This window comes from Bradyrhizobium sp. 187 (assembly GCF_023101005.1).
Lineage (GTDB): Bacteria > Pseudomonadota > Alphaproteobacteria > Rhizobiales > Xanthobacteraceae > Bradyrhizobium > Bradyrhizobium canariense_D.
In genome coordinates, this window is the sequence record NZ_CP064693.1 from 4,070,904 (window position 1) to 4,091,915 (window position 21,012).

The 21,012-nt window shown below is 62.2% G+C and carries 24 protein-coding genes and 2 pseudogenes; 5 read left to right on the forward strand and 21 right to left on the reverse strand.

Going from position 1 to position 21,012, the window contains the following annotated elements; genetic code table 11:
• Positions 1-863 precede the first annotated feature (863 nt).
• Both IVB19_RS19475 and IVB19_RS19480 read right to left on the reverse strand, forming a co-directional pair.
• Complete coding sequence (locus IVB19_RS19475) at positions 864-1,121, reverse strand: hypothetical protein (RefSeq protein ID WP_247819806.1); 258 nt, start codon at positions 1,119-1,121, stop codon at positions 864-866.
• Positions 1,118-1,468 (reverse strand): hypothetical protein, encoded by a 351-nt coding sequence (locus IVB19_RS19480; protein ID WP_247819807.1) that lies wholly within the window; start codon positions 1,466-1,468, stop codon positions 1,118-1,120. The genes IVB19_RS19475 and IVB19_RS19480 overlap by 4 nt, the downstream gene beginning before the upstream one ends.
• A gap of 276 nt (positions 1,469-1,744) precedes the next feature.
• Here IVB19_RS19480 and IVB19_RS19485 point away from each other — a divergent pair, with 276 nt between their 5' ends.
• Both IVB19_RS19485 and IVB19_RS19490 read left to right on the forward strand, forming a co-directional pair.
• Complete coding sequence (locus IVB19_RS19485) at positions 1,745-2,194, forward strand: hypothetical protein (protein WP_247819808.1); 450 nt, start codon at positions 1,745-1,747, stop codon at positions 2,192-2,194.
• Between the two features lie 107 nt (positions 2,195-2,301).
• Positions 2,302-2,721 carry a hypothetical protein gene (locus tag IVB19_RS19490; protein ID WP_247819809.1) on the forward strand — a complete coding sequence of 140 codons (420 nt, stop codon included), beginning with the start codon at positions 2,302-2,304 and terminating at the stop codon, positions 2,719-2,721.
• Here IVB19_RS19490 and IVB19_RS19495 read toward each other — a convergent pair.
• From IVB19_RS19495 to IVB19_RS19585, 19 genes and pseudogenes are all read right to left on the reverse strand, one after another.
• Positions 2,668-2,976 (reverse strand): hypothetical protein, encoded by a 309-nt coding sequence (locus tag IVB19_RS19495; RefSeq protein ID WP_247819810.1) that lies wholly within the window; start codon positions 2,974-2,976, stop codon positions 2,668-2,670. The genes IVB19_RS19490 and IVB19_RS19495 overlap by 54 nt on opposite strands.
• Positions 2,977-3,041: 65 nt before the next feature.
• Complete coding sequence (locus tag IVB19_RS19500) at positions 3,042-4,826, reverse strand: hypothetical protein (protein ID WP_247819811.1); 1,785 nt, start codon at positions 4,824-4,826, stop codon at positions 3,042-3,044.
• A 120-nt stretch (positions 4,827-4,946) separates the two neighbouring features.
• Positions 4,947-5,135, reverse strand: a complete 189-nt coding sequence (locus tag IVB19_RS19505) for a hypothetical protein (protein ID WP_247819812.1) — start codon at positions 5,133-5,135, stop codon at positions 4,947-4,949.
• 88 nt (positions 5,136-5,223) lie between these two features.
• Complete coding sequence (locus IVB19_RS19510) at positions 5,224-5,646, reverse strand: hypothetical protein (protein WP_247819813.1); 423 nt, start codon at positions 5,644-5,646, stop codon at positions 5,224-5,226.
• Positions 5,637-6,209, reverse strand: a complete 573-nt coding sequence (locus IVB19_RS19515) for a hypothetical protein (RefSeq protein ID WP_247819814.1) — start codon at positions 6,207-6,209, stop codon at positions 5,637-5,639. Before IVB19_RS19515 ends, IVB19_RS19510 begins: the two co-directional genes overlap by 10 nt.
• On the reverse strand, positions 6,206-6,454 hold the full coding sequence (locus IVB19_RS19520) for a hypothetical protein (RefSeq protein WP_247819815.1): 249 nt from the start codon (positions 6,452-6,454) through the stop codon (positions 6,206-6,208). Before IVB19_RS19520 ends, IVB19_RS19515 begins: the two co-directional genes overlap by 4 nt.
• A gap of 12 nt (positions 6,455-6,466) precedes the next feature.
• Positions 6,467-6,652 carry a hypothetical protein gene (locus IVB19_RS19525; RefSeq protein ID WP_247819816.1) on the reverse strand — a complete coding sequence of 62 codons (186 nt, stop codon included), beginning with the start codon at positions 6,650-6,652 and terminating at the stop codon, positions 6,467-6,469.
• Positions 6,649-7,146, reverse strand: a complete 498-nt coding sequence (locus tag IVB19_RS19530) for a hypothetical protein (RefSeq protein ID WP_247819817.1) — start codon at positions 7,144-7,146, stop codon at positions 6,649-6,651. Before IVB19_RS19530 ends, IVB19_RS19525 begins: the two co-directional genes overlap by 4 nt.
• On the reverse strand, positions 7,143-7,643 hold the full coding sequence (locus IVB19_RS19535) for a hypothetical protein (protein ID WP_247819818.1): 501 nt from the start codon (positions 7,641-7,643) through the stop codon (positions 7,143-7,145). The genes IVB19_RS19530 and IVB19_RS19535 overlap by 4 nt, the downstream gene beginning before the upstream one ends.
• The gene (locus tag IVB19_RS19540; RefSeq protein WP_247819819.1) at positions 7,640-7,801 is read right to left on the reverse strand and encodes a hypothetical protein; all 162 of its coding nucleotides are present in this window, start codon (positions 7,799-7,801) and stop codon (positions 7,640-7,642) included. Before IVB19_RS19540 ends, IVB19_RS19535 begins: the two co-directional genes overlap by 4 nt.
• Positions 7,777-8,160 (reverse strand): hypothetical protein, encoded by a 384-nt coding sequence (locus IVB19_RS19545; RefSeq protein WP_247819820.1) that lies wholly within the window; start codon positions 8,158-8,160, stop codon positions 7,777-7,779. Before IVB19_RS19545 ends, IVB19_RS19540 begins: the two co-directional genes overlap by 25 nt.
• A gap of 931 nt (positions 8,161-9,091) precedes the next feature.
• Entirely contained in the window at positions 9,092-10,366 is a 1,275-nt protein-coding gene (locus IVB19_RS19550; protein WP_247819821.1) for a helicase RepA family protein, read from the reverse strand.
• Positions 10,367-10,609, reverse strand: coding sequence for a hypothetical protein (locus tag IVB19_RS19555; protein WP_247819822.1), 243 nt, complete (start codon positions 10,607-10,609; stop codon positions 10,367-10,369).
• A complete protein-coding gene (locus tag IVB19_RS19560) occupies positions 10,606-10,944 on the reverse strand; it encodes a TSCPD domain-containing protein (protein WP_247819823.1) in 339 nt (112 codons plus the stop codon). Before IVB19_RS19560 ends, IVB19_RS19555 begins: the two co-directional genes overlap by 4 nt.
• Before the next feature lie 807 nt (positions 10,945-11,751).
• Entirely contained in the window at positions 11,752-12,984 is a 1,233-nt protein-coding gene (locus IVB19_RS19565) for a tyrosine-type recombinase/integrase (RefSeq protein WP_247819824.1), read from the reverse strand.
• 161 nt (positions 12,985-13,145) lie between these two features.
• A pseudogene (locus IVB19_RS19570) lies at positions 13,146-14,057 on the reverse strand (DUF4131 domain-containing protein); the annotation flags it as partial.
• Positions 14,058-14,152: 95 nt separating this feature from the next.
• Positions 14,153-14,386: a DUF2171 domain-containing protein gene (locus tag IVB19_RS19575; RefSeq protein WP_007610829.1), complete on the reverse strand. Its 234-nt coding sequence runs from the start codon at positions 14,384-14,386 to the stop codon at positions 14,153-14,155.
• Positions 14,387-14,470: 84 nt separating this feature from the next.
• Positions 14,471-14,856, reverse strand: a pseudogene (locus IVB19_RS19580) (nuclear transport factor 2 family protein).
• Between the two features lie 19 nt (positions 14,857-14,875).
• On the reverse strand, positions 14,876-16,552 hold the full coding sequence (locus IVB19_RS19585; protein WP_247819825.1) for a glutamine--tRNA ligase/YqeY domain fusion protein: 1,677 nt from the start codon (positions 16,550-16,552) through the stop codon (positions 14,876-14,878).
• Between the two features lie 166 nt (positions 16,553-16,718).
• Here IVB19_RS19585 and gltX point away from each other — a divergent pair, with 166 nt between their 5' ends.
• From gltX to IVB19_RS19600, 3 genes are all read left to right on the forward strand, one after another.
• On the forward strand, positions 16,719-18,146 hold the full coding sequence (gene gltX, locus IVB19_RS19590; protein ID WP_018458092.1) for a glutamate--tRNA ligase: 1,428 nt from the start codon (positions 16,719-16,721) through the stop codon (positions 18,144-18,146).
• A 195-nt stretch (positions 18,147-18,341) separates the two neighbouring features.
• Positions 18,342-19,646: a citrate synthase gene (gene gltA, locus IVB19_RS19595; RefSeq protein WP_018458093.1), complete on the forward strand. Its 1,305-nt coding sequence runs from the start codon at positions 18,342-18,344 to the stop codon at positions 19,644-19,646.
• A 177-nt stretch (positions 19,647-19,823) separates the two neighbouring features.
• Entirely contained in the window at positions 19,824-20,996 is a 1,173-nt protein-coding gene (locus tag IVB19_RS19600) for an ROK family transcriptional regulator (protein ID WP_247409275.1), read from the forward strand.
• Positions 20,997-21,012 lie beyond the last annotated feature (16 nt).

Here is a 21,012-nt window from a genome sequence, read left to right on the forward strand (position 1 = left end):
CGATCCAATTGCGGATCAGAGCGCCGGAGTTTTCGACGGTGAGATCGCAGGAACGGCTAAAAGGCTGTTACTGCGACCGACGCCGCCACGTTCCGCACGCCAGCGGCCTGCCGTCATTTACAATGAGACCGCCTCCATGAGACGGCAAGCTAGGATCTTACGTTGGGGTCCGGAGCCCGGGAGAGCTCAGCCATTGCTGAATGTGCAAAGCGTTCTCACTCAGTCGCGCTGCCTTCAACAATGCTTCCCGCTTGGGCCCGGGGGGAGTTGCCTCTGCGCGGCTCCGAGCGACGCTGGCCATTTGGGTGAGGCGTTCTGTCAGAGATGTGGTGAGTTTGGCCATAAATGGCTCCGCGTTCTGGCGGGAGCACAGGGCTCTCAGTCACCGATAGAAGCCGTGATGGGCTGGTGATAGGAACTACTAGGCGCTTGTTCCACAGAAATAGATACTGAATTCGGTAAGGCCTTGGGGCTTGGCATTCTGCTGCAGGATGGCAAGGCCCGCCAGCGTGAACCGGCGGGCCCATGTCGTTTTAGCGCCCGCCGGTCCTGCGATCAGCCGCACGATCGCCGCAACGCGATCCGTCCGCTGCCCGATCCGATGAGGTATCGCATGGTCCAGCGACCGCGCTTGCGATAGGCGCGACGAATGAAAGCGTCAGAGCAATAAGCAAAATACGAATCAAAGTGTGTTCCCTCCTGGGTTGAACCCCGCGACCCTAGGCGCTTTATCCGCAGCGCGGGGGAAATTAAAAAGCGCGGGACCGAAGCCCCGCGCTCTGTAACAGTCTACCGCCTCAGCCGTCTGCGGTGCGTCATCAGCCGCTGCCGGTCGCGCTTCCTATGCAGTCTGCCCCGGCGCTTCATGCCGGTCCCCGCAGCTCGCTATTCCAACGGGCGTCGTACTCTTCTTCCAGGCGCGTCAGCATCTCAGCCGAATGAAATACCGCAAATCGCAAGTGATCGTTCTCGATGCTTGCGTTCAACATCAACTCGGCGGCTATGCCGGTCATCCTCACGCAATCGCGAAGGCTGGTTTCCAGATCGCGGAAGGCCTGCGCATGGTGTTCGTCGATATTCACCCCGGAGCGGTCGGGCACGAGCTCAATGACGTTGCTCATTGCTGCGCCTCCCGGCCGTGCTCTTCCGCAATGATCTCGAGATCCACCGCCAACTGACGCGCCATTGCGGCCCCCTCACGCAGCGCCGCCGTTCCGTCGACAGGGTAGCCCAGCGGCTCGCCGCGCTGGAGGCGGCCTGCGATCGTCACGGCGAGAGAGACCCGATTGCAGGGATGCCTCAGGAAGTTACGCGACCGGCTAGCGCGCTGGCGCGCTGTCACGGGGAAGTCGATCAGCTGGACATTGTCGGCAGGCAGGGCGCGCCGCGCTCGGCGCGCGGCCAGGTCGATGATGTTTGCAGACGCGTTTAGGGGTGGCGTGCTATGCACGCTGTCAGCCTTGGTCATGGAATTACCCTTCTGGTTGACTGGGGTTAGAGCCGAGCTTGGAAGTGCCACCTTCCGCTCGGCTCGATTTTAAGGTAATGCCTAAATTATGAAGAAGTCAATAAAAGTAATGCCCAAAAAGCCTCGAGGCCGCCCGGCGACGGGCAAGGATCCTCAGGTGGTCCTTCGTATGCCTGCAGCCTTGATCGAGGCCGTAGAGACTTGGGGCACGGCGAATGATGCGAGCAGATCCGAAGCTATCCGCCGGCTCGTCGAGATCGGCCTGAAGGTAAAGAAATGAGCTCTACTGATGCGCCGAACAAGTTCTTATCGGTTAGCTATTTGACCGACGCCAAGGAATACTTGCAAGCGGCGATAATTTTGCACGACAGTCAGTATGATCACATCACAAGTCCCCAATATTTTCTAATCTCTCAGGGGATAGAATTGTTCTTGAAGGCATTCATCATCGCATCAGGTGGGGCTCAAGCAGACCTCAAAAAGTCGAAGATCAGGCATTCTCTAGTTGATCTCACCGAGATGGCTTCCAAGTTAGGCCATTTTGCCGGTGATGAAAGAACGATCGCCGTGATTGAACTCCTTCATCCTCATCACCTCGACCATTCCTTTAGGTATCGAAAGACCGGTTTCAAAAAGTACTCCGCAGTTAGCGATGGGTTGGCTACGCTTCGCAGAATGGACAGAGAGATCTCGCCAATTGTCCGGCAATCCATTGCCCGTCTTTGATCGCGGCGGGTCAAAGGCGAAAAGGTGGCAGGGCGTTTTCCTTGCGCTCGACCCCAATTGCATGACACTTCGCAGGGGAACCTCCTTCATGAAGGCATGGGACAACAATGACGATGAACGTCGATGAAGATCTACCAGCACTCACGCCAGCAGAAAAATATGCGATTGAAAAAGAACTGGCGAAAGACTTCTTCGAGACAGAGTTTAAGCTTGTCGGCTATCTGCTAGCTGCGAATGGCGCGGGCCTACTTGGATGCATGAGCGTCATAAAGGATTACAATGCAACTCCACAGCTGCACGGGATCGGAGCTTTTATCATTGCATTTTCTATAGGATTTTTAGCAGCAATGGTCGCATTCATGACGACTCAGCAGCATCGTGCAGAAATCATGGGAATCTTTTTGGCAAAACGACCGACTCGGTCCGCAAAACAAATCGTCTGGATGTCGCAACTTCCGCAATGGGTTTCAGGACTAGCGCTGATCGTTGCCGTTCTCGGCGTCATTCACCGGTTTGGTAGCTTGTAATCGACACCATTTGCCGCCCTCGCGCTGGCGCGCCTCATGGCCGGCGATAAGGCGATCCTCCATGGCCTGAGGGATGCGGTCCGGGACTTCGATGCCCTTGGGCTGGCCGACCGGTTGCCAATCATCCTCGGCGGCCGCGGTTACCGGCGCCCAATCGTCCAAACCCTTGTACGCGTTCCAAGGGCCGTCTGCGGACGGAGCATCAACCGTCGCGTAGTCATTCCACGGTCCGGCAGATTTGCTGTTTTCAGCCATCGTTGCTCCTCACGGGTTGAAGCCGACCTAGTACAGCGTCCAGATGCCAACAAAGGTCGTGGTCGCTAGTTACACGCCCCACTGACGCAGGTGATCTGCTTCACGATGTTGCCGGTGAAATTGGTGCCCCCCGATTGCTGATTGAGAACGGTCACCGGACATCCAGTGGAAATATTCTCGATGACCAAGTTTCCGGGGAGATTGCTGGCGGTCAACTGGATCGCTTGAGAGCACGAACCAGACTGCTCTTGGACGTTCTTATAACTGCCAATCACTCCGCTTGTGGTGACTTGGTATTGAAGACCGGTGCCATAGCCTTCGATGTCAATGCCGTCAGCTATCAAGCGGCCGCCAGAGTTGTTGATGCATACCGCCGCACCCGCCGGGCCTGATGCGCAGACGCTGCGTTGAAGGATGTGTTGGCTGGTAAGAGCGCTGAAACTGAAACCGGGATTGGTGGCCGCCCCTTCCTGCACGCAATCAATGCCAATCCAGATGTCGTTCGCTGCACCGCCAGCCCCAGTTTCGTACTTCACGCAGCTCCTGTGATAGGCATCAACCTCCACGTTCTCCGCAAGCGCAAACTGCTGACCGCTGTTCGAGTAGATCGCCGCAATTCCCGCGCTGGCCGTCGTGACCTGCCAGAGGTACAGCGTCATATTTTCGACCTTGCAGCCGAACTGCCCGACCTTTGCAACAGCATCGCAGAGGCCGACATAGTGAGTGCTGCCGGTGTCAGCGGCGCATTCTGCCAACGTCGTTCCGAAAATGCTGGTGCCGCTGACACGCACGCTTTGCGGAATCGGGAGGTTGAAGCCACTCGCGAGAAATTGCCCGCACGTCATGAACGCGCCTTTGGGGATCACGAGATGGCCGCCGTATCCTCCGACCCACCCACTTTTGAGGCTCACGAACGCAAGCGCGCTCCAAAGACACGGCGAGTTGTTGGTCGAGGACGCGTCGGAGCCTATTCCACCCCAGTCGCCTTTGCAGCCGAACTGCAGGGCGTTGGTGGAGCCTTCGGTCTCGACGAACTGCCAGTGATTGCCGGCACTGTCGGTGAAACTGGCCTGCGGTGTAGAAACAGCGGTGACCGTCCACTTAAATCCGGAGCCGGTTCCTCCGATGTAAGTGTTCGATGTGCTGAGCACGCTGCCCACAGATGAGGCCGCACACGGCATTGTGGTCGTAACAGCAGTGACCGCGCCACCAGAGACTGTGATTGCCGCCAGACAATTACCCGTCGTGAGAGCCCCGGTAAGTGGAACGCCCAGATAGCTGCCGTTGGTGTAGCCGGATCCGCCTGTGAGGCTTGCCGACGTGATGTAGTTGTCAAGAAAGGCCGTGGAACCGACATTCTTGAAGGTCGCACCACCGCCGTCGCCAGCGGTCGCATAACCGCCCGTCCGAATGACGTTATAGGCTGACAGGTTCAGCGCTGCGGCGGCAGTTCGGGTGTCGATCGTCAGCGCGCAAGTCGGGCAGCTCAGCACGCCGGTGGTGGCGTTCAGCACGATCGGCAGGGTGGCGGTGGTCGGGACGGTGCCGGACGTGGTCGGCCACTTGATCACAGGCGTGCCGGCAACCGCCTGGGCGCTGATGGTGGCGGTGCCGCTGGTGGCGCCGCGGTAAACCACTGATGCCGTGTTGACCGAGGTGACGGTCAGCGGGTTGAGCATCGAGGCGATCAGCGACGTAATCGGGATTTCCTGCGACGGCCCGGTGCCAATTGCGGTCCGGCCGATGACGGTGCCCGACGGCACGGTGGGGAATGTTTGGGCGAGCGCGGGGAAACAAGCCGCGACGAACGCGATTGCAAGAGCAGCGCGACGCACCAAGCGAAAGAGCATGGACCGACCTCGATGGATCGGCTCAAATCGGTGAGCCGCCGGAGGTCGTTTGCGCCGTTGACCGAAGGCGAGGCCTGTTGCGGAGGGCCCAATCCGAAACGCGCTTTTGGTCCGCGCTACCTACTCGACTGGAAGAGACTCGGCCCTGAGCAGATTTTGAAACTGTCCGGAGTCGAGACCGGCGACGCCGCAGAGCATGACGCACACCTTGCGCCAGCGCTCGTTCTGCCCCTTCAGGTCGCGAACCGCCGCGCGAACTATTTTGATCTCGCGCCTGAGCCCAATGATTGCGGTCTCTCTATCGCTCACTGCCGCCTCGTGAATTGTTGGCCGGGGATCTCCCCGCGTCCCGGCCGCCGCGGATGAAGGGCGAGCTCGACGCCCTGGAGTTGTGAATTCATGACTGCATTTCCGCCATTTCGACGGGACGAAAGCTACCCAACCGCCGCGGCTCCATTTCGAGCGCGGTCATTAGCGACGGATTGAGCACCGCAAACGCCGGAAAGAATTTTGCGAGCGCGTCGAAGGCGCCGGGACGTCCGGGCTGTCCCCGGTCGAGCTGCATAGCCTCGCGGAAAATTTCGTGCGCGGCGTCGCACATTGGAGCGATCGCGGCGATCATCTCCGCGGTCAGCCACCCGCTCGCAGGCTCGTTGGCCCATCCATCGAGATGGTCGAGAAGTTTCAGGCGGTATTCCGGCGGGATGTTCCCAGCCAATGCCCGCTTTACGTCCGAGATCATGATCAAGGTATATTTGCAGCCGATCGGAAACGGGTTTACCCGGCAGACCTGTTCGACATATTCGCTCGTCACCCGCACGGCTTTGTCTCCTCGTTCTCGATGAGGAGAGGCGCCGGCAGCGTCGACATTGGGCCGCAGTATTTTGCGGCTAGCTGGGCCATCCGCGCCATCACCTGCGCGGTTTCCTTGAAGGCTGGCGTCACATCATGATTCAGTTTCACGTTGTGAACGGTCTCCGCAGGGTGAACGCGATCGAGCACCATCCCGATGCCACGCGCATGGTCCTTGTGCCGGGGATCCTCGATCAACCGCGACAAGGCGGTGATAGCGCGCGGTGCGCTGGCCCGAATGAATTTTTTGTCCTCTTCCTCGATGGCCTCAAGCACGCGCTCGTCATGCTTCAGCCGGCTTGCAATCGTCGCCATCGACTGGGGCGAGGACTCTGCGGTGCCGAACCCTGCCAGCTTGGCGGCCTTCACGGCAGCGCCGTGACCTGGCCGCACCGCGTAGAGCGCACGAACGAACGCGCGGTGACGATCGCTCGGCAAGGCCTGCATCTTGGGACCATCTTTCGCGTCGATCGGCTCGAGTGGTTCGAGCTCGCGCCGAGGCTTGCGCTTTGGCTTGACGCGGTCCGTCATGCGCCGCCGGTGCCCAAATCGCGCAGCGCCGGATAGAACTGCGAGGACGGCAAGCCGTTAGCCACGCAAGAAGCAACAAGCGAACGATAGAATGCAATCTCTGCCGTCTTTATCGCCGCGACATAAGTGGCAAGCGAACCACCGGTGTCGTAGGCCAGCTTAGCGCTGCCGATGACGGCCTGTTTCGTCGTTTCCGCCGCTACGCAAGTGGCGTCGTGGGTTGCATGTCCCGACCGAATAATCATGTTCGTCCCCTCCTATGCCCGCGAGAGTGTTTCGCGCGCCTCTTGCAGCCGGCTCAACGCGGCGTGGTCAGATTGCAATTGCTGATGATGAAGCCCGCCCTTGCGCGGATGGGCGCAATAGGGCTTGCCGGAGATCACGCAGCCCTCGGCGCTGCATTCGTTCGGACACATCGCGTCGGTTATGCCGTCCAGCTTCACGCTGCGGCCTCCTTCTTGATCGAGCTGGTGAGCACGATGTTCATCAGCATCATGTCGCGCTTGTGCTCGCCGTTGCCGGCCAGAAACTCCTTCGTCCAGGCGTGATCGCGCATGCGATCGGCCTTCAATCGCGCAACCGCATCATGTTCCGCCTGCGTCACTTCCTGACCGGTGAGCGTCTGCCGGATTACGTCGTCTCGAATCCCGATGTCCCGCAGATGCTGCGCGACACCGATCATTTGCATGTGGGACGCCTCCTGAACCGGAGCGGCGTCGAGCACGCCGGCCATTGCCTTGGTGATCTTGTCGCTGCCGTTGACCGCCAACTCCGAGAGCTTGCGAAATTCGGCGAGCTCCGGGCCGTTGCCGGCCAAAAATTTGGTCGTCCAGTCCTGATTGCCGCGCAGTTCCGAAAGTTTCGCAGCGGCCTCATCCGGAGTTGGAGTCGGGCCCGGTGCGGACGGTGCCGGCGGGGTGATCGGGGAATCCGTCATGCTGAGTTTTCCTGCTGCTCATAACCGGGGATCTTGAGATGGTTTGCGGCCTTCTGGAAAAGCGTCCTGGTCACCTGGTCGCCTTGGCGCCGCGGCCCCACGCCTCCGACCGTGATCGGGTGCGCACATTGCTCGCCGCGAGTAATGATACAGCCGTTCTTCTCGCTGCATGTGCTGCAGCATCTCGTTCTCGTGATGCCGGCTGTTGCCTCGACGGGATCGGCCTCGACCTGCTGCCGCCACTCCGCGACCGCCTCGCGGTCCAGCCTCATCGCCAGCCCATGCGCCAGCACGTTGGCCTCAAGCTGAAAGGTGATCGTCTCCATTGCCGAGACCAGCGCCGCCAGCTTGGTGCGCTCCGCAGTGCCGCCCTCATAGGCCGCCAGAGCCCGCTCGGCGACCTGGAGCTGAAGGTCTGCCAATTCCCGCTCAAGAGCCGGTCGCGCGTCGAGCACGGCGGGAGCACGCGGGGCAGCCGGATTTTTCGGCAACTTCATGCCGCTTTCCCCTGCTGGGGCTTCTCGATCGCCGCGGCAAGCACAAAGCGCACGAACGATGAGACGGTCCGCTCGTCGCGCTCGGCCGCGGCTTCGACACGCGCCGCGAATTTTTCATCGACGCGAGCGCCAATTAGTCGCTTCTCGGTCTTCGCCATGATGGCTCCTCGGTGTTGCTGCGGAAAAGATCGTCCTGTTTGCATGGCACAGCAATGTGCTGATGGGGCCGCGGTGCTTTCCGCCGGCTCGGCGCCAGCCGCTTGCGCACCTTCGCCGCCCGGGCTCGGTCCTCAACGAACTCGACACGCGCAATGCCGAGAGCCAGCGCCTGGAGAAGCAGCGGCAGCGAGCGGTTTCCAAAACGGCGGATCCTCGTCGGTGCCATCAACGCGGCCACATACGAGTCCGGCAAACCGGCGTAGGCTTCAACCGCGCCATACGTCGTCCCGAGCTCGGCGATCCGATCGCGGATCAGCGCGCGCAGCTCGGCCTCGCTTCCGACGACAACCGGCTGCATCACCGATGCCCCCCAATGTTGCTGCAACGTGCTGCAAAGAGATGGGGGAAACGGGGGCGCGAAATTGGGATGGCAGGTACAACTTCAGCACGCGCGCGATATTTCCCCCTAGGGGGGTCATTTCTCGATTTCGTGGCTGAAACCCTGGGGCATCTGGCGGCAGAAGCCGCGGCCGAGCGCTCGCCCCCTGTATCTACCAGAGCGAAAGGTGTTGAAGCATTGCGCGCCTGAAATCCCTCCCGATGATGCGCACACACAGAGCGCCGAAGGACATTCACCCGCAAGATCAAGCGCGTGACTCTTGCTAGCACCCTGGCTGGGAAGCAGATCGGAAGCTTCCGGCCTTCATGGTGATCGCCCATCGGGCTCGCACGCCTGGCTCGATCGTCCTGGAAGGGGGCGGTGGCCGGTGCCGCCCGCTTGGTCGACCACGCGCCGCAGACTCGCTGCGGGCCTCGCTGGTGCGTTCGGCTGCTGGCGGCTGTCTTGGCACGGGCAAGCCCTGCGAACGACTCCACGGGACGCGCTGCGAGGTTGGGAATGTGTCTGCGCACGATCCACGATCGGGATCCGCGTTGACTATCAACACCGCAGCGTGGGTCATCAGCTGAACCCCGCCCTCTTCCGCTTGTCGAGACTTCACGGAGGGATGCTGTCGGGCTGTCCGTGATGATGCTCGGCGTGGGACTGTGCGGTGATCCTAACGTGATGGTGGTCGGCTGAGTGCAGCGAGGACGCAACGAGAGCGCAGCGTCAGCGGAGCGAAGTTGCGGCGAGAGCGGACCCCGGAGCCGCGCGCGTGGGGGAGCGCAACTAGCGCAACCGCACCCTATAGCAACCAAGTTGCGCGGTTGCGGGCAAGTCGAGCACCGACTAAGTGCGCAACCGTTTTTGAAAAGTTGCGCCATGGTTGCGCTGGTTGCGGGACCTGTCATGTGATGAGCCACACCCATTCGCGATCGAAGCCGATCTGGCCACCGTCGCGAAGCTTCGAGAGGTTGGTCGAGAGTTGGGCGCGCCATGAATTGCCTTCTGCGCCTTCCTGCCAAGCCATTGTCTGGCAGTATCTTTTAAGGTCGTCCCGGCTTGCGGCGCGGGTCTGATGAGGTACCGCGGCGCTGCCGTGCGCTGTGGTTCCTGCATCCTCGATGGCGCGGCGAACGATCTTGAGCAGGTCGCCGGCCAGTCCCTTTGGAGGCTTAGGGTTTGCGTTGGTTGCGCGAAGTTGCGATTTGCCCGGCTGCGACAGAATTTCGACAACGCAGGTCGAGTTTTCCACAGCCTCGGATGGGGGGGCGCAACCATCCGAAAACGTTGCGGTCAGATCGAAGGGAGCGAGCCGAAAGCGCCACTCCTGTCCCTCCCGGCCATCCTTCATTTCCTCGATGCGGACGGTGCTGAACGCGTCAGACTTTTCGACCATAATGGTGACGTCGGCCGCACCGTTGAGCGCGTTCGAGCCGCGGCCGCCGCGCGTCGGATCCTTGCCGACGTGGTGCACCAGCACGACCAAGCAGCCGAAATGCCTCTCGATGGCCCCACAGCGGGCAACCAGGCGGCCCATGTCCCGGGCGCTGTTCTCGTCACCCTCGCCCATGCAGCGCGCCAGCGTGTCCAGCACGATCGCCCTGGGGCCTTCCGGACACCGTTCGGCAATGAACGCGTTGAGCTCGGCGAGCATCTGCGGCAAGTCGGTGGCTTCGCTGCCAAGATCTGGGACGTTCTCGATCATGTAGAACGGCACACCCTCCCCTTCGATGCCGCGGTGCTGCCGCATCGCGACCAGCCGCCGCTTGAAGCCGCTCACGCCCTCGCCCGTGAGATAGATCACGGCGCCCTGCAAGGTCTTCCGGCCCGCATATAGAGCACCCTGGGATACGCTACAGAGCATGTCCGAAGTGAAGAAGCTCTTGCCCGATTTCGGCGCTCCAACGACGCACGCGAGCCCGCGGGCCGGCAGAATGCCGTCGATCAGCGAGACAGGTTCTGCCGATATCGTCACGTCGTCGAGCGCGATCGGCGTGAAGCGCGGCCGCAAATGTTTGGCCGTAACCGGCTCACTGGCATGGTGGTAGCCGTAGTCTTCCGGACCGTTCGCCGGCGGCGGCTCGCCAGTGTGTTTCCAGCGATCGCGCGGGTCCTGTACCTCCATGCTTTTGACCAGCATGGCTGCATAACCGTCGTCGTCCGGTGTGAGCGCGTCCATCTAGGTATGCTCCGGCGTGGTGCGCAGCTGGGCGAACGTCCTGCCCAGCAAGTCTTGAATGGCGTCTTGCCCAAACTCGTCGACATAGCCGGCGGCCTCGGCGAGGAATTGCATGCCGTCGGCCGCGATCTGGAGCGTGATCCAGCCTTCAGCGACAAACCAAAGCTGGTATCGTGCGCACTCCACAAAATCCCCGATATCGAGCTGAGGCGCGGCTATCGGATGGCGAAGCGGCGCGCTCATGGCGTCACCTGGTCGAGCGCGGCGCCGATCGGCGAGGATGGCGCGCCGCGGCTGTCCCGCTTCATTGCGGCTTTCATTGCGTCGAGGTCGGCGCCGTGCTGCAAGGCGAACGAGATTGCAATCGCCGCGTCGGACGCAATCGCGTCGAGCATGCTGTTGGCGTGGCCGGCATTGATGAAGATTTCGCCGAGCCGGCCGTCATCATAGCGGCCAGCGGTTATGGTGAAGTCAGCCCCGCCGTGCTCGACCGAAAGCGTTTCGGATCCCCGGCGGTTCGGCATGCGCTGGCGCGCGGGCGGCACATTGTTCGGCGCGGGCTGATCTGTTACGGACATTGCGTCGAGGCCTTTTGGTAGGGGTTTCGGTAGATTCTCGGACATGGCTACGGGGGCGCGCTGCGGACGCAGCGCGCCTCATTCCGTTCAGGCGGCTGTTTCAATCTCGTGAAGCTGTCGGCGCGCCGCATTGGCGTCCCGTTGGAAGAACACCGGCGCTGGCTTGCTGCGCGCATGAGCTGCGGTCCCTTGCCCGCTTTGATTAGGCGCTGCCCGGTGCTGCGCGAGAAGCCATTGAGTTGGCACCAACCGTCGAATGAAAGGACGCGATCGCCGTCCCAAGGGAGGGCGGCCATCGTTCCAGAGCCGATACTTTCGGGGCGGAAATTCATTATCCGGAGCCTCCTGTGCGCTTTTGATGGTTCAGGAGTAGTCGGCGAGGCTCGCCCCAACAACGCACCAAGCGCGGGACTGAGCGATCAAAAAACTTTAAGACCCGTAGTCGGCGCCTCCATATTGGTGATAGCGCGGACTATCGCATTGAGCGTTATTGGCTTTTGTACACGGGTTATTCGGCTTATCAGCACCCTTGGAAGGACTAAAAATTTTTAACGAAAGACCGGGGATCAGTGGATAACCGCGATGCTTGCCCGATCTTGATTTGAGGGTCTCTTGGAACAAAAAACCGCTGTGGTGCAGCGGTCTTTCCAATTCACCACGGGATGCTAAGCGAAGCATGCTAAGCGACGTGCTTAGCTCCCGCTGGTGGCATGACTAATCTGCCGCTTCGTTCGCATGCAGAATTTTGATTTGCCCCGTATTTTTTAGCGAATTGCCACGCTTCGCCGTGATGCAAATTTGCTAGGCTCAAGCATCCGCACGACGCAACGGAACGATGTTACTGACCGGCTGGATGGTGGTTAGCAGAAGGGCTTCCCATTTCCGAAGCGCCTCGCCGATTTCGGCCTCGTAAGTGTGATGGTCATAAACTCCGCCGATGCCGGACTTGTGGCCAGCGTGGTTGAGGACCAATTCCGCGATGTGGGGGAGCACTCCTAACTTGCCGAGGCGGGTCCGGACTGTACGGCGCAGGTCGTGCAGGCGCCATGGTGCCAAGCTCTTGCCGGCCGTGGTGGTGATCGCGGCGTTGAGCCGGAGAGTGTTGTAGCTCCAGGCGTTGAAACCGCTGGGACCGCCCCCAAACACCGTCTCTCGGCCGTGTCGGCGGGGTACTTGCCGAAGAATTTCTTGAGCGGCATCCGGCAACGGCAAGACGAACGGACGTTTGCTCTTGATGCGTTCTTTGGGAAACGTGAGCTTGCCCGTGTCGAGGTCGATCTCCGACCAGCGAAGTGAGCCGATCTCGTCCCGCCGGCACGCAGTGAGCAGCAAGACGCGTACGATGCGACCAAAATCGTCGTCCCCGCACTGGTCCCAGATCGCGCGGATCTCATCGTCGGTAAGGACACGGTCCCGCGGCTCCTTGCCCTCCACAGGGTTTTCCGTCCCAATGACAGGATTTCCTTTCACCTTGGCCTGGCGCATGCACCACACGAAGAACGCGCCCAGCGTTCCGCGGGCTCTAGCGGCCGAGGTGGGGCCGTGGTCCCGGACCAGATCGCGAAGCAGTCCGGCGACGTCCTCGAACATCACCTTTGTGACGGCCCTTTTGTGCAAGGGCCGGCAGTGGTCGAGTAGGTAGCGCTTGGCGGCGATGTACGTGTTTGGCCGCATCTTGGACACGCGAGCTTCCAGGTACTCTTCCGCGGCCTTCAGGAACGTATCAGCGTCCGCCGCCTGCTCTGCCTGTAGCCGCTTGCGATCGGCGACCGGGTCGATGTGGAGCTCGACCTGCGCAAAGCGCTTCCGGGCGATCTCGCGCGCGTCCTTCAGTTCCAGTTTTCGGACGTCGCCGAGGCTCTCACGCCGCTGCTTCCGACCGATCCGGTACTGAACAACGAACGAGCTTCGCCCTCCTCGGAGCCTGACACCGAAGGAAGGCAGTTCTGGATCCCAGTGGATGAAATCTGCCTTGCCAGCCGGTACTGCCAGTTTCCGGACCGAGGTATCAGTCCATCTATTTGCCTTATCCGAAATCATGGGAAGCAGTCCTCGTTTTAGGGAAGCACGGGGGACGCATCGACTTGACCCATTGTGAACACTGCTGAGGCCGACAGTCACGTGCTAGTGCCGCCTAAGCCATTGATATGTGTGGACATTGACGCGCCCTGAATGCTCGTGACGCCTCAGGCTATCTGTTAACCGGAGATCGAGAGCACGTGGCCGAGGCCGGAGATGAACATCGCATCGTTGACGGGCGTGGTGATCGCATCGCGCCGCCCGGTGAGCAGCGCGGTCGCGATCGCCCGATTGTCGCCGTCGAGCGTCGCCCGGATGCGGGCATCGATCGCATCGCGCAGGCCTTGCATGAAGGCCGCGTAACGCAGCCGTAAGCCGCCGGTCTCAGGCGGCGACGCCACCGTGATGGCGCCCATCGCGAAGCCGGAGGCGCCGATGCCCTGGAAGAACATGTCACGCGAAAAGTCGTAGCTGCCGGGCCGCACCGGCGCGAGTGGCGGCATCAGCCGTGCCTTCAGCTGAACGAAGCTACCGACCTCCGGCGCGGTGCCCTTGCGGACCGACAGGCGCACGCGCTCGAGCCTGACGTCGCTGCGCTGCGCCTCCATCGCCGTGACGCGCAGCACGAAACGATCGGTACGCTCGCGGATGTCGCGAGCCTCGACGAAGCCCGACAACGACACCGAATAGAGCGCCCTTGCCAGCACCGGGTGGGCGATGCGCGCCGTCTTCCAGGTTGCGACGGCAAAGCCGGCCGCGACCGCCGCGATCATGATGGCCGGGGCGAACAGCCGGCTCCGCCGCAACAGAGCCGCGCCAAGCAGGAGCGCGATGGCGGTCGTGGCAACGACCCACAGCACCGGCTCATGATCGGCAGAGAAATAAAGCGCGATGCCGCAGCCAAACGCGACGGGCACCCACGGCAACAGCCGCCCGGCGCCCGCCTCGGCGCGCAGCCAGGCGCGGAGGGTCTCGGCCAGCGATGTCCAGAGGTCGAGGCCTGCAGGCGCGAGGCCGCCCGCGGACGCGGCGCGGCCCGCGGGCCACGTCCCCGCGATCCCCTGCGATCGTACCGACCGGCCCGGCTCCGCCATTCCCTGCACTCGATGATACGCAACGAAGCCAGAAGCTACCGGAACGTGCAGGTGGGCGGATAGCGGTACGGATCAGGAACGAAGGGGCGCGGCCGCTACTTTTCCTCTTCCATCGTCACGGCCACATCCGCCTTGGCCGACAGCCTGACCTTGTTGCCCTCGATATCGGCGACGAGGCCCTTGTCGATGAAGTGATGATGGCCCTTGTGGCTGCCCTCGCCGCTGTCCTTCTTGGTCAGCTTGATGCGATTGCCTTCGACCTTGTCGACGGTGCCGATGTGGACGCCGTCGGCGCCGATCACTTCCATATGCTCTGCGATGTTCTGCATGGTGGGTTCCTTGTTGGACCCACCCCAACGCGCGGGGAGCACGTTCGTTCTCTCACGAGAATGACGAAGCCGTGTGCCCGCTCGTCAGATCAGCGGCGCCTGCGACGAAGCATGGTGATTGACGATCTTCCACTCGCCGTCCTCGCGCATGATGACCCAGCTCATCTTGACCGAGAAATCGGGGCGTTCGCCGGCGAGATCGAACGAGATGGTCGCGGCCATATTGATCAGATCAGGACCTGCCTGCGCCGCCGTCACCTCGGAAAACACCGCGCTCGGCTTGCGCCAGCGCGGCAGGCCGTTGAAATAGTCTGCGACGCCGGCCCTGCCCCGGTAGAGCTTGGGTTGGAGCCGAAGAAGAAGGCATTCCTCGCATAGAGCGATGAGAGCGCGGCCGCATCGAGCGTGGCGAAGCCGGCGCGCCATTTCGCGATGATGCCGGAAACGATAGCGTCGGCTTCGTTGCTCATTGTGGTCTCGCAGCTCTTTTCAGCCTTTGGCAACTTCCTTCGCGAACGTGTCGCGCAGACCGATAGTCCTGGAAAATACCGGTCTGTCGGACGTCGAGTCCTTGTCGCGCACGAAATAGCCCTGGCGCTCGAACTGCATCGGCTCGGTCGAATTGCTTTCCGCGACCGATGCCTCGACGCGGGCATTAGCGAGAATTTCCAGTGACTGCGGATTGAGGTCGGCGGCGAAGTTCGAGGCGTCCGGGCTCGGTTTGGCAAACAGCTGATTGTAGATGCGGATTTCCGCGGGCACGGATGTCGCCGCCGGCAGCCAGTGCATGGTGGCCTTGACCTTGCGGCCATCGGGCGCGTTGCCGCCCTTGGTCGCGGGATCGTAGGTGCAGCGCAGCTCCACCACCTCGCCGGCATCGTTCTTGATCACGCCGGTGCACTTGACGAAATAGGCGTAGCGCAGCCGCACCTCGTTGCCCGGCGACAGACGGAAGAACTTTTTCTGCGGGTTCTCCATGAAGTCGTCCTGCTCGATATAGAGCTCACGACCGAACGTGATCTTGCGGGTGCCGGCGGAGGGATCATCCGGATGGTTGATCGCCTCGAGCTCCTCGGTCTGCCCCTCGGGATAATTCTCGATCACGACCTTGAGCGGCTTAAGCACCGCCATGCGCCGCTGCGACGTGCGGTTCAATTCCTCGCGGATGCAGAATTCCAGCATGCCGACGTCGACCACGCTATTGGCTTTCGCAACGCCGATGCGCTTGACGAATTCGCGAAGCGCGGCCGGCGGCACGCCGCGGCGGCGCATGCCCGCCATGGTGGGCATGCGCGGGTCGTCCCAGCCCGCGACATGGCCCTCGCGGACGAGCTGGGTCAGCACACGCTTGGACAGCAGCGTGTAGGTCAGGTTCAGCCGCGCGAATTCGTACTGGTGCGGCTTCGAGGGCACCGGCAGCTTCTCGATGAACCAGTCGTAGAGCGGCCGATGGTCCTCGAACTCCAGCGTGCAGATCGAGTGCGTGATGCCTTCGATGGCATCCGACTGGCCGTGGGCATAGTCGTAGCTTGGATAGATGCTCCACTTGGTCCCGGTGCGCGGATGGTGCGCATGCAGGATGCGGTACAGCACGGGGTCGCGCAGATTGATGTTGCCCGCACCCATGTCGATCTTGGCCCGCAGCACGCGCGCGCCGTTCGGGAATTCGCCCGCCTTCATGCGACGGAACAGGTCGAGGTTTTCATCCACGGTGCGATCGCGGAACGGCGAGTTCTTGCCGGGCTCGGTCAGCGTGCCGCGCGCGAGACGAATCTGCTCCTGGGTCTGGTCATCGACATAGGCGAGCCCGTCGCGGATCAGCTGCTCCGCCCATTCGTAGAGGCGGTCGAAATAGTCCGAAGCGAAGAACAGGTTCTTGCCCCAGTCGAAGCCGAGCCAGCGCACGTCGGCCTGGATGGAATCGATATATTCCTGCTCTTCCTTGACCGGATTGGTGTCGTCGAAGCGCAGATGGCAACGGCCCGGAAACTCTTGGGCGATGCCGAAATTGAGCGCGATCGACTTGGCGTGGCCGATATGGAGATAACCGTTCGGCTCCGGCGGGAACCGGGTCACGATCTCCTTGTATTTGGCCTGCTCGAGGTCGGCCTGGATGATGTCACGAATGAAATCGCGCCCAACCTCGTTCGCCACCGGTTCTGTCATTACGAAAATCCTGTAGGGAAATCAGCGGCCCTTCTGCCAAATTCCCTTGGCTGAGCCAAGGGCTTAAGCAAGGTCTCAAGCAACCCCTGGCGGTCCGCTGCCGGGCTTTAGTTATGCTCCGGTCCTGTTATATACCACCGCCTCCAATGCATAGGCCCTGCCAAGAATGACCTCTCCCGTCGTCACCCGTTTCGCTCCTTCGCCGACCGGCTTCCTCCATATCGGGGGCGCGCGCACGGCGCTGTTCAACTGGCTCTATGCGAAGAAGCACGGCGGCAAGATGCTGCTCCGGATCGAGGACACCGACCGGGAGCGCTCCACCGAGGCCGCGATCGGCGCCATCCTCGACGGCCTGAAATGGCTGGAGCTCGGCTGGGATGGCGACGTCATCTACCAGTTCAGCCGCGCCGCCCGCCACCGCGAGGTCGCCGAGCAGCTGCTCGCCGACGGCAAGGCCTATCGCTGCTACGCCACCGCCGAGGAGCTCACCGCGATGCGCGAGAAGGCGCGCGCAGAGGGGCGCACGCGCCTCTATGACGGCCTGTGGCGCGACCGCGATCCGGCGACGGCCCCGACCGACGTAAAGCCCACCATCCGGCTCCGTGCGCCCCAGACCGGCGAGACCGTGATCGAGGACCAGGTCCAGGGCCGCGTGGTCTGGCAGAACGAGAATCTGGATGACCTCGTCCTGCTGCGCGGCGATGGCAACCCGACCTACATGCTCGCTGTCGTGGTCGACGACCACGACATGGGCGTCACCCACGTCATCCGCGGCGACGACCATTTGATCAACGCGGCCCGCCAAAAGCAGATCTACGACGCGATGGGCTGGACGCTGCCGAGCATGTCCCACATCCCCCTGATCCATGGCCCGGACGGCTCAAAGCTCTCCAAGAGGCACGGCGCGCTTGGCGTCGATGCCTACCGCGCCATGGGGTACCTCCCGTCCGCGCTCCGCAACTATCTCGTCCGGCTCGGCTGGAGCCATGGCGACCAGGAAATCTTCTCGACGGAGGAGATGATCGCGGCGTTCGATCTTGCCAGCGTCGGCCGCGCAGCAGCGCGCTTCGATTTTGCCAAGCTGGAAAACCTCAACGGCCACTACATCCGCAATGCCGACGATCAATCACTCGTGAAGATGTTCGAGGACGTGCTCGACCACGTCGTGCCCAGCCGCGACGAGCTTAAGGCCAAGTTAAACGACACCACGCGCGCGCAGCTCCTGAAGGCCATGCCGGCCCTGAAGGAGCGCGCCAAGACGCTGATCGAGCTGATCGACAGCGCCTATTTCATTTTCGCGGACCGGCCGCTGGAGCTTGACCCGAAGGCGGCGGCGCTGCTGACGCCTGAGAACCGCAAGCTGATCGGCCAGCTTCATTCCGCGCTGGAGAAAGTCGAGACGTGGAGCGCGGCCAATGCGGAAGCCGCGCTGCGCGCCTTTGCCGAGGAAAATAGTCTCAAGCTCGGCGCGGTCGCCCAGCCGCTGCGGGCCGCGCTGACGGGACGGACGACGTCGCCCGGCATATTCGAGGTTTTGGACGTCTTGGGACGCCAGGAAAGCCTGGGCCGGCTTAAAGATCAGGCCACGGAATAGGCCTAGGACCGCGCTAAGGACCGGGCCCAAGGACCAGGCTACGACGTAAGTCGACCATGCGTGGCGCCATCTTGCAGCGCACACAGCAATAATATACCCATCTCAGCCGTACCTTCTGGAACATCCGGCCTGCCCCGCGATATCTCATCGGGGCCTCCGGGTCCGGCCCGTTTCACCATACATCGGGGACCTCTGATGGACGCAAAACCAAGCAATAAGACCGCCACACTGACGGTCGGAAACAAGAATTTCGATCTTCCGATCCACAGCGGCAGCGTCGGGCCCGACGTCATCGATATCGGCAAGCTCTACGGCCAGTCCGGCCTGTTCACCTACGACCCGGGCTTCACCTCGACCGCGAGCTGCCAGTCCAAGATCACCTATATCGACGGTGACGCGGGCGTGCTGGAATACCGCGGCTATCCGATCGAACAGCTCGCCGAGAATGGCGACTTCCTCGAGACCTGCTATCTGCTGCTGTTCGGGGAGCTTCCGACCGCCGCGCAGAAGAAGGATTTCGACGACCGCGTGATCCATCACACGATGGTGCACGAGCAGATGGCCCGCTTCTTCCAGGGCTTCCGCCGCGACGCCCATCCGATGGCGATCATGGTAGCGGCTGTCGGCGCGCTCGCCGCGTTCTATCACGACTCAACCGACATCAACGATCCGAAGCAGCGCATGATCGCCTCCATGCGCATGATCGCCAAGATCCCGACGTTGGCTGCGATGGCCTACAAATACACGGTCGGCCAGCCCTTCGTGTATCCGAAAAACTCGCTGAAGTTCGCCGAGAACTTCCTGCACATGTGCTTTGCCGTGCCGTGCGAGGACTACAAGATCAACCCGGTGCTGGCTGACGCGCTGGACAAGATCTTCATCCTGCACGCCGACCACGAGCAGAACGCCTCGACCTCGACCGTGCGTATCGCCGGCTCCTCCGGCGCCAACCCGTTCGCCTGCATCGCGGCCGGCATCGCCTGCCTGTGGGGCCCGGCCCATGGCGGCGCCAACGAAGCAGCGCTCGCGATGCTCGCCGAGATCGGCTCGGTCGACAAGATCCCCGAGTTCATCGCCAAGGTGAAGGACAAGAACTCTGAAGTCCGCCTGATGGGCTTCGGTCACCGCGTCTACAAGAACTACGATCCGCGCGCCAAGATCATGCAGAAGATGTGTCACGCCGTGCTCAAGGAGACCGGCCATGGCGACGATCCGATGCTGAAGGTGGCGCTCGAGCTCGAGAAGATCGCGCTCAGCGACCAGTACTTCATCGACCGCAAGCTCTACCCGAACGTCGACTTCTATTCAGGCATCACGCTGAAGGCGATGGGCTTCCCGGTCTCGATGTTCACCGTGCTGTTCGCGGTCGCCCGCACCGTCGGCTGGATCAGCCAGTGGAGCGAAATGATCGAGGATCCGCAGCAGAAGATCGGCCGTCCGCGCCAGCTCTACACCGGCGTCACCCGCCGCGACTACGTCGCGATCAACAACCGGAAGTAAGCTCGAGCCCATCACGGCTTTCGAAGCGGCGCCATCACAAGATGGCGCCGCTTTTGTTTGCGCTGAGACAATCTTGCTGCCGCGCACAACAACAAGTCAGCGCAATGCCTCGGCCGACGCTTGACGTTGAGACGCTTCGCGCGCAAATTCTTACTCTAAGTAAGAATGACGACAGGGATGGAAATGCCGGAGCAGCCGAGAAGTCGGCGGCAGACGCGTGCTGCCATTTTGATTCATCTGCTTCAGTCAGGCGCGTCGTTTCGCCCGCCGCTGGCCAAGGCCGTGCGCCTGTCGGAAGCGAGCCTGTCGCGCATCCTGTTCGATCTGAAGGCCGAAGGCCTGATCGAGGAAGTGCGGCGCCCTGCCCCTTATGTCGGCGGCCCGACGGGCCTCGTGTCACTCGATAAAGCGGTGGCGCTCGCGGCGTTCGAGCTGACCACTCAGCGGCTCAGCGTCGGGGTCGGGGGCCTGTCGGGCGAACTGCACTACACCGGGCATGTGCCGCTGCCGAAGACGCCGACCGTCGCGACGGTCGGCCGGGCGTTTCGCGAAGCGATGACATTGCTGCGCGAGTGGACGCGGCGTCGACGTATCCCCCTCGCACAGATCGGCGTCTCGATCCCGGGTCTCGGCCGGCTGGGCGCGTCAGGCAATCCGATCATTCCCTGCGATGTCGGGCGGATCAGCGAGATGTTCGGCGAGACGCTTCCCGGCGTGCGGGTCGAGTTCACCAATTCGGTCGTCGCGCACGCCATCTTTCACCGTTGCCGCACGGAGCATTATCGCGGCGCGCATCTCTTCGTCTTCGTCGGTCAGGGCGTCGCGGGCACCTGGATGGATGACGCGGTCGAGGACGATGTCCTCCAGCCGGTCGAGCTCGGCCACATGGTGTTCGGAGCCGACGGACCAATTTGCCGCTGCGGTCATCATGGCTGCGTCGAGGCTTATACGTCGCTTCCCGCTTTGGCCGAGCTTCTTGGCGTCGCGGAAGCCGAGTTGCTTGAGCTCGGCAGCGAGTGGGTGACCGCGATGCCGCTCTCGTCGCGCGTGCGGCAGGAATTGCGCCGGCGGCTGTTCCGGCTTGGCCTTGCGATCGGCAATACGCTGAACGTGAAGCCATGCAAGGGCGTCGCGATCAGCGGCTGGCCGTCGCTCCTCACCGAGGACGATCGCAACGCGCTCGTCGAGGGGATCGACGCCAGCCTGTTGGGCGGCCGCAAACACGCGCAAGTGTCGCTCGCTTTCGTGCCGCCGTCGAACGGCAACGATCCGCGGGCGGCGCTGGCATTCGCGTCTTTCTGCCTCGCTTGCCGCGGCGGCATGCCGGCCGCATCGGCCGAGGCCGCCTGACGTACCTGATGCCGCG

Coding starts and splice junctions, on each gene's coding strand:
- IVB19_RS19500 (WP_247819811.1), bottom strand. CDS start 4,826: ATGCTCTTTCGCTTGGTGCGTCGCGCTGCTCTTGCAATCGCGTTCGTC.
- IVB19_RS19555 (WP_247819822.1), bottom strand. CDS start 10,609: ATGAGCGCGCCGCTTCGCCATCCGATAGCCGCGCCTCAGCTCGATATC.
- IVB19_RS19520 (WP_247819815.1), bottom strand. CDS start 6,454: ATGATTATTCGGTCGGGACATGCAACCCACGACGCCACTTGCGTAGCG.
- IVB19_RS19475 (WP_247819806.1), bottom strand. CDS start 1,121: ATGAGCAACGTCATTGAGCTCGTGCCCGACCGCTCCGGGGTGAATATC.
- IVB19_RS19515 (WP_247819814.1), bottom strand. CDS start 6,209: ATGACGGACCGCGTCAAGCCAAAGCGCAAGCCTCGGCGCGAGCTCGAA.
- IVB19_RS19485 (WP_247819808.1), top strand. CDS start 1,745: ATGAGCTCTACTGATGCGCCGAACAAGTTCTTATCGGTTAGCTATTTG.
- IVB19_RS19535 (WP_247819818.1), bottom strand. CDS start 7,643: ATGAAGTTGCCGAAAAATCCGGCTGCCCCGCGTGCTCCCGCCGTGCTC.
- IVB19_RS19600 (WP_247409275.1), top strand. CDS start 19,824: ATGGAAATGCCGGAGCAGCCGAGAAGTCGGCGGCAGACGCGTGCTGCC.
- IVB19_RS19495 (WP_247819810.1), bottom strand. CDS start 2,976: ATGGCTGAAAACAGCAAATCTGCCGGACCGTGGAATGACTACGCGACG.
- IVB19_RS19550 (WP_247819821.1), bottom strand. CDS start 10,366: ATGGACGCGCTCACACCGGACGACGACGGTTATGCAGCCATGCTGGTC.
- gltA (WP_018458093.1), top strand. CDS start 18,342: ATGGACGCAAAACCAAGCAATAAGACCGCCACACTGACGGTCGGAAAC.
- IVB19_RS19545 (WP_247819820.1), bottom strand. CDS start 8,160: ATGCAGCCGGTTGTCGTCGGAAGCGAGGCCGAGCTGCGCGCGCTGATC.
- IVB19_RS19565 (WP_247819824.1), bottom strand. CDS start 12,984: ATGATTTCGGATAAGGCAAATAGATGGACTGATACCTCGGTCCGGAAA.
- gltX (WP_018458092.1), top strand. CDS start 16,719: ATGACCTCTCCCGTCGTCACCCGTTTCGCTCCTTCGCCGACCGGCTTC.
- IVB19_RS19585 (WP_247819825.1), bottom strand. CDS start 16,552: ATGACAGAACCGGTGGCGAACGAGGTTGGGCGCGATTTCATTCGTGAC.
- IVB19_RS19490 (WP_247819809.1), top strand. CDS start 2,302: ATGACGATGAACGTCGATGAAGATCTACCAGCACTCACGCCAGCAGAA.
- IVB19_RS19560 (WP_247819823.1), bottom strand. CDS start 10,944: ATGTCCGTAACAGATCAGCCCGCGCCGAACAATGTGCCGCCCGCGCGC.
- IVB19_RS19540 (WP_247819819.1), bottom strand. CDS start 7,801: ATGGCGAAGACCGAGAAGCGACTAATTGGCGCTCGCGTCGATGAAAAA.
- IVB19_RS19575 (WP_007610829.1), bottom strand. CDS start 14,386: ATGCAGAACATCGCAGAGCATATGGAAGTGATCGGCGCCGACGGCGTC.
- IVB19_RS19530 (WP_247819817.1), bottom strand. CDS start 7,146: ATGACGGATTCCCCGATCACCCCGCCGGCACCGTCCGCACCGGGCCCG.
- IVB19_RS19480 (WP_247819807.1), bottom strand. CDS start 1,468: ATGACCAAGGCTGACAGCGTGCATAGCACGCCACCCCTAAACGCGTCT.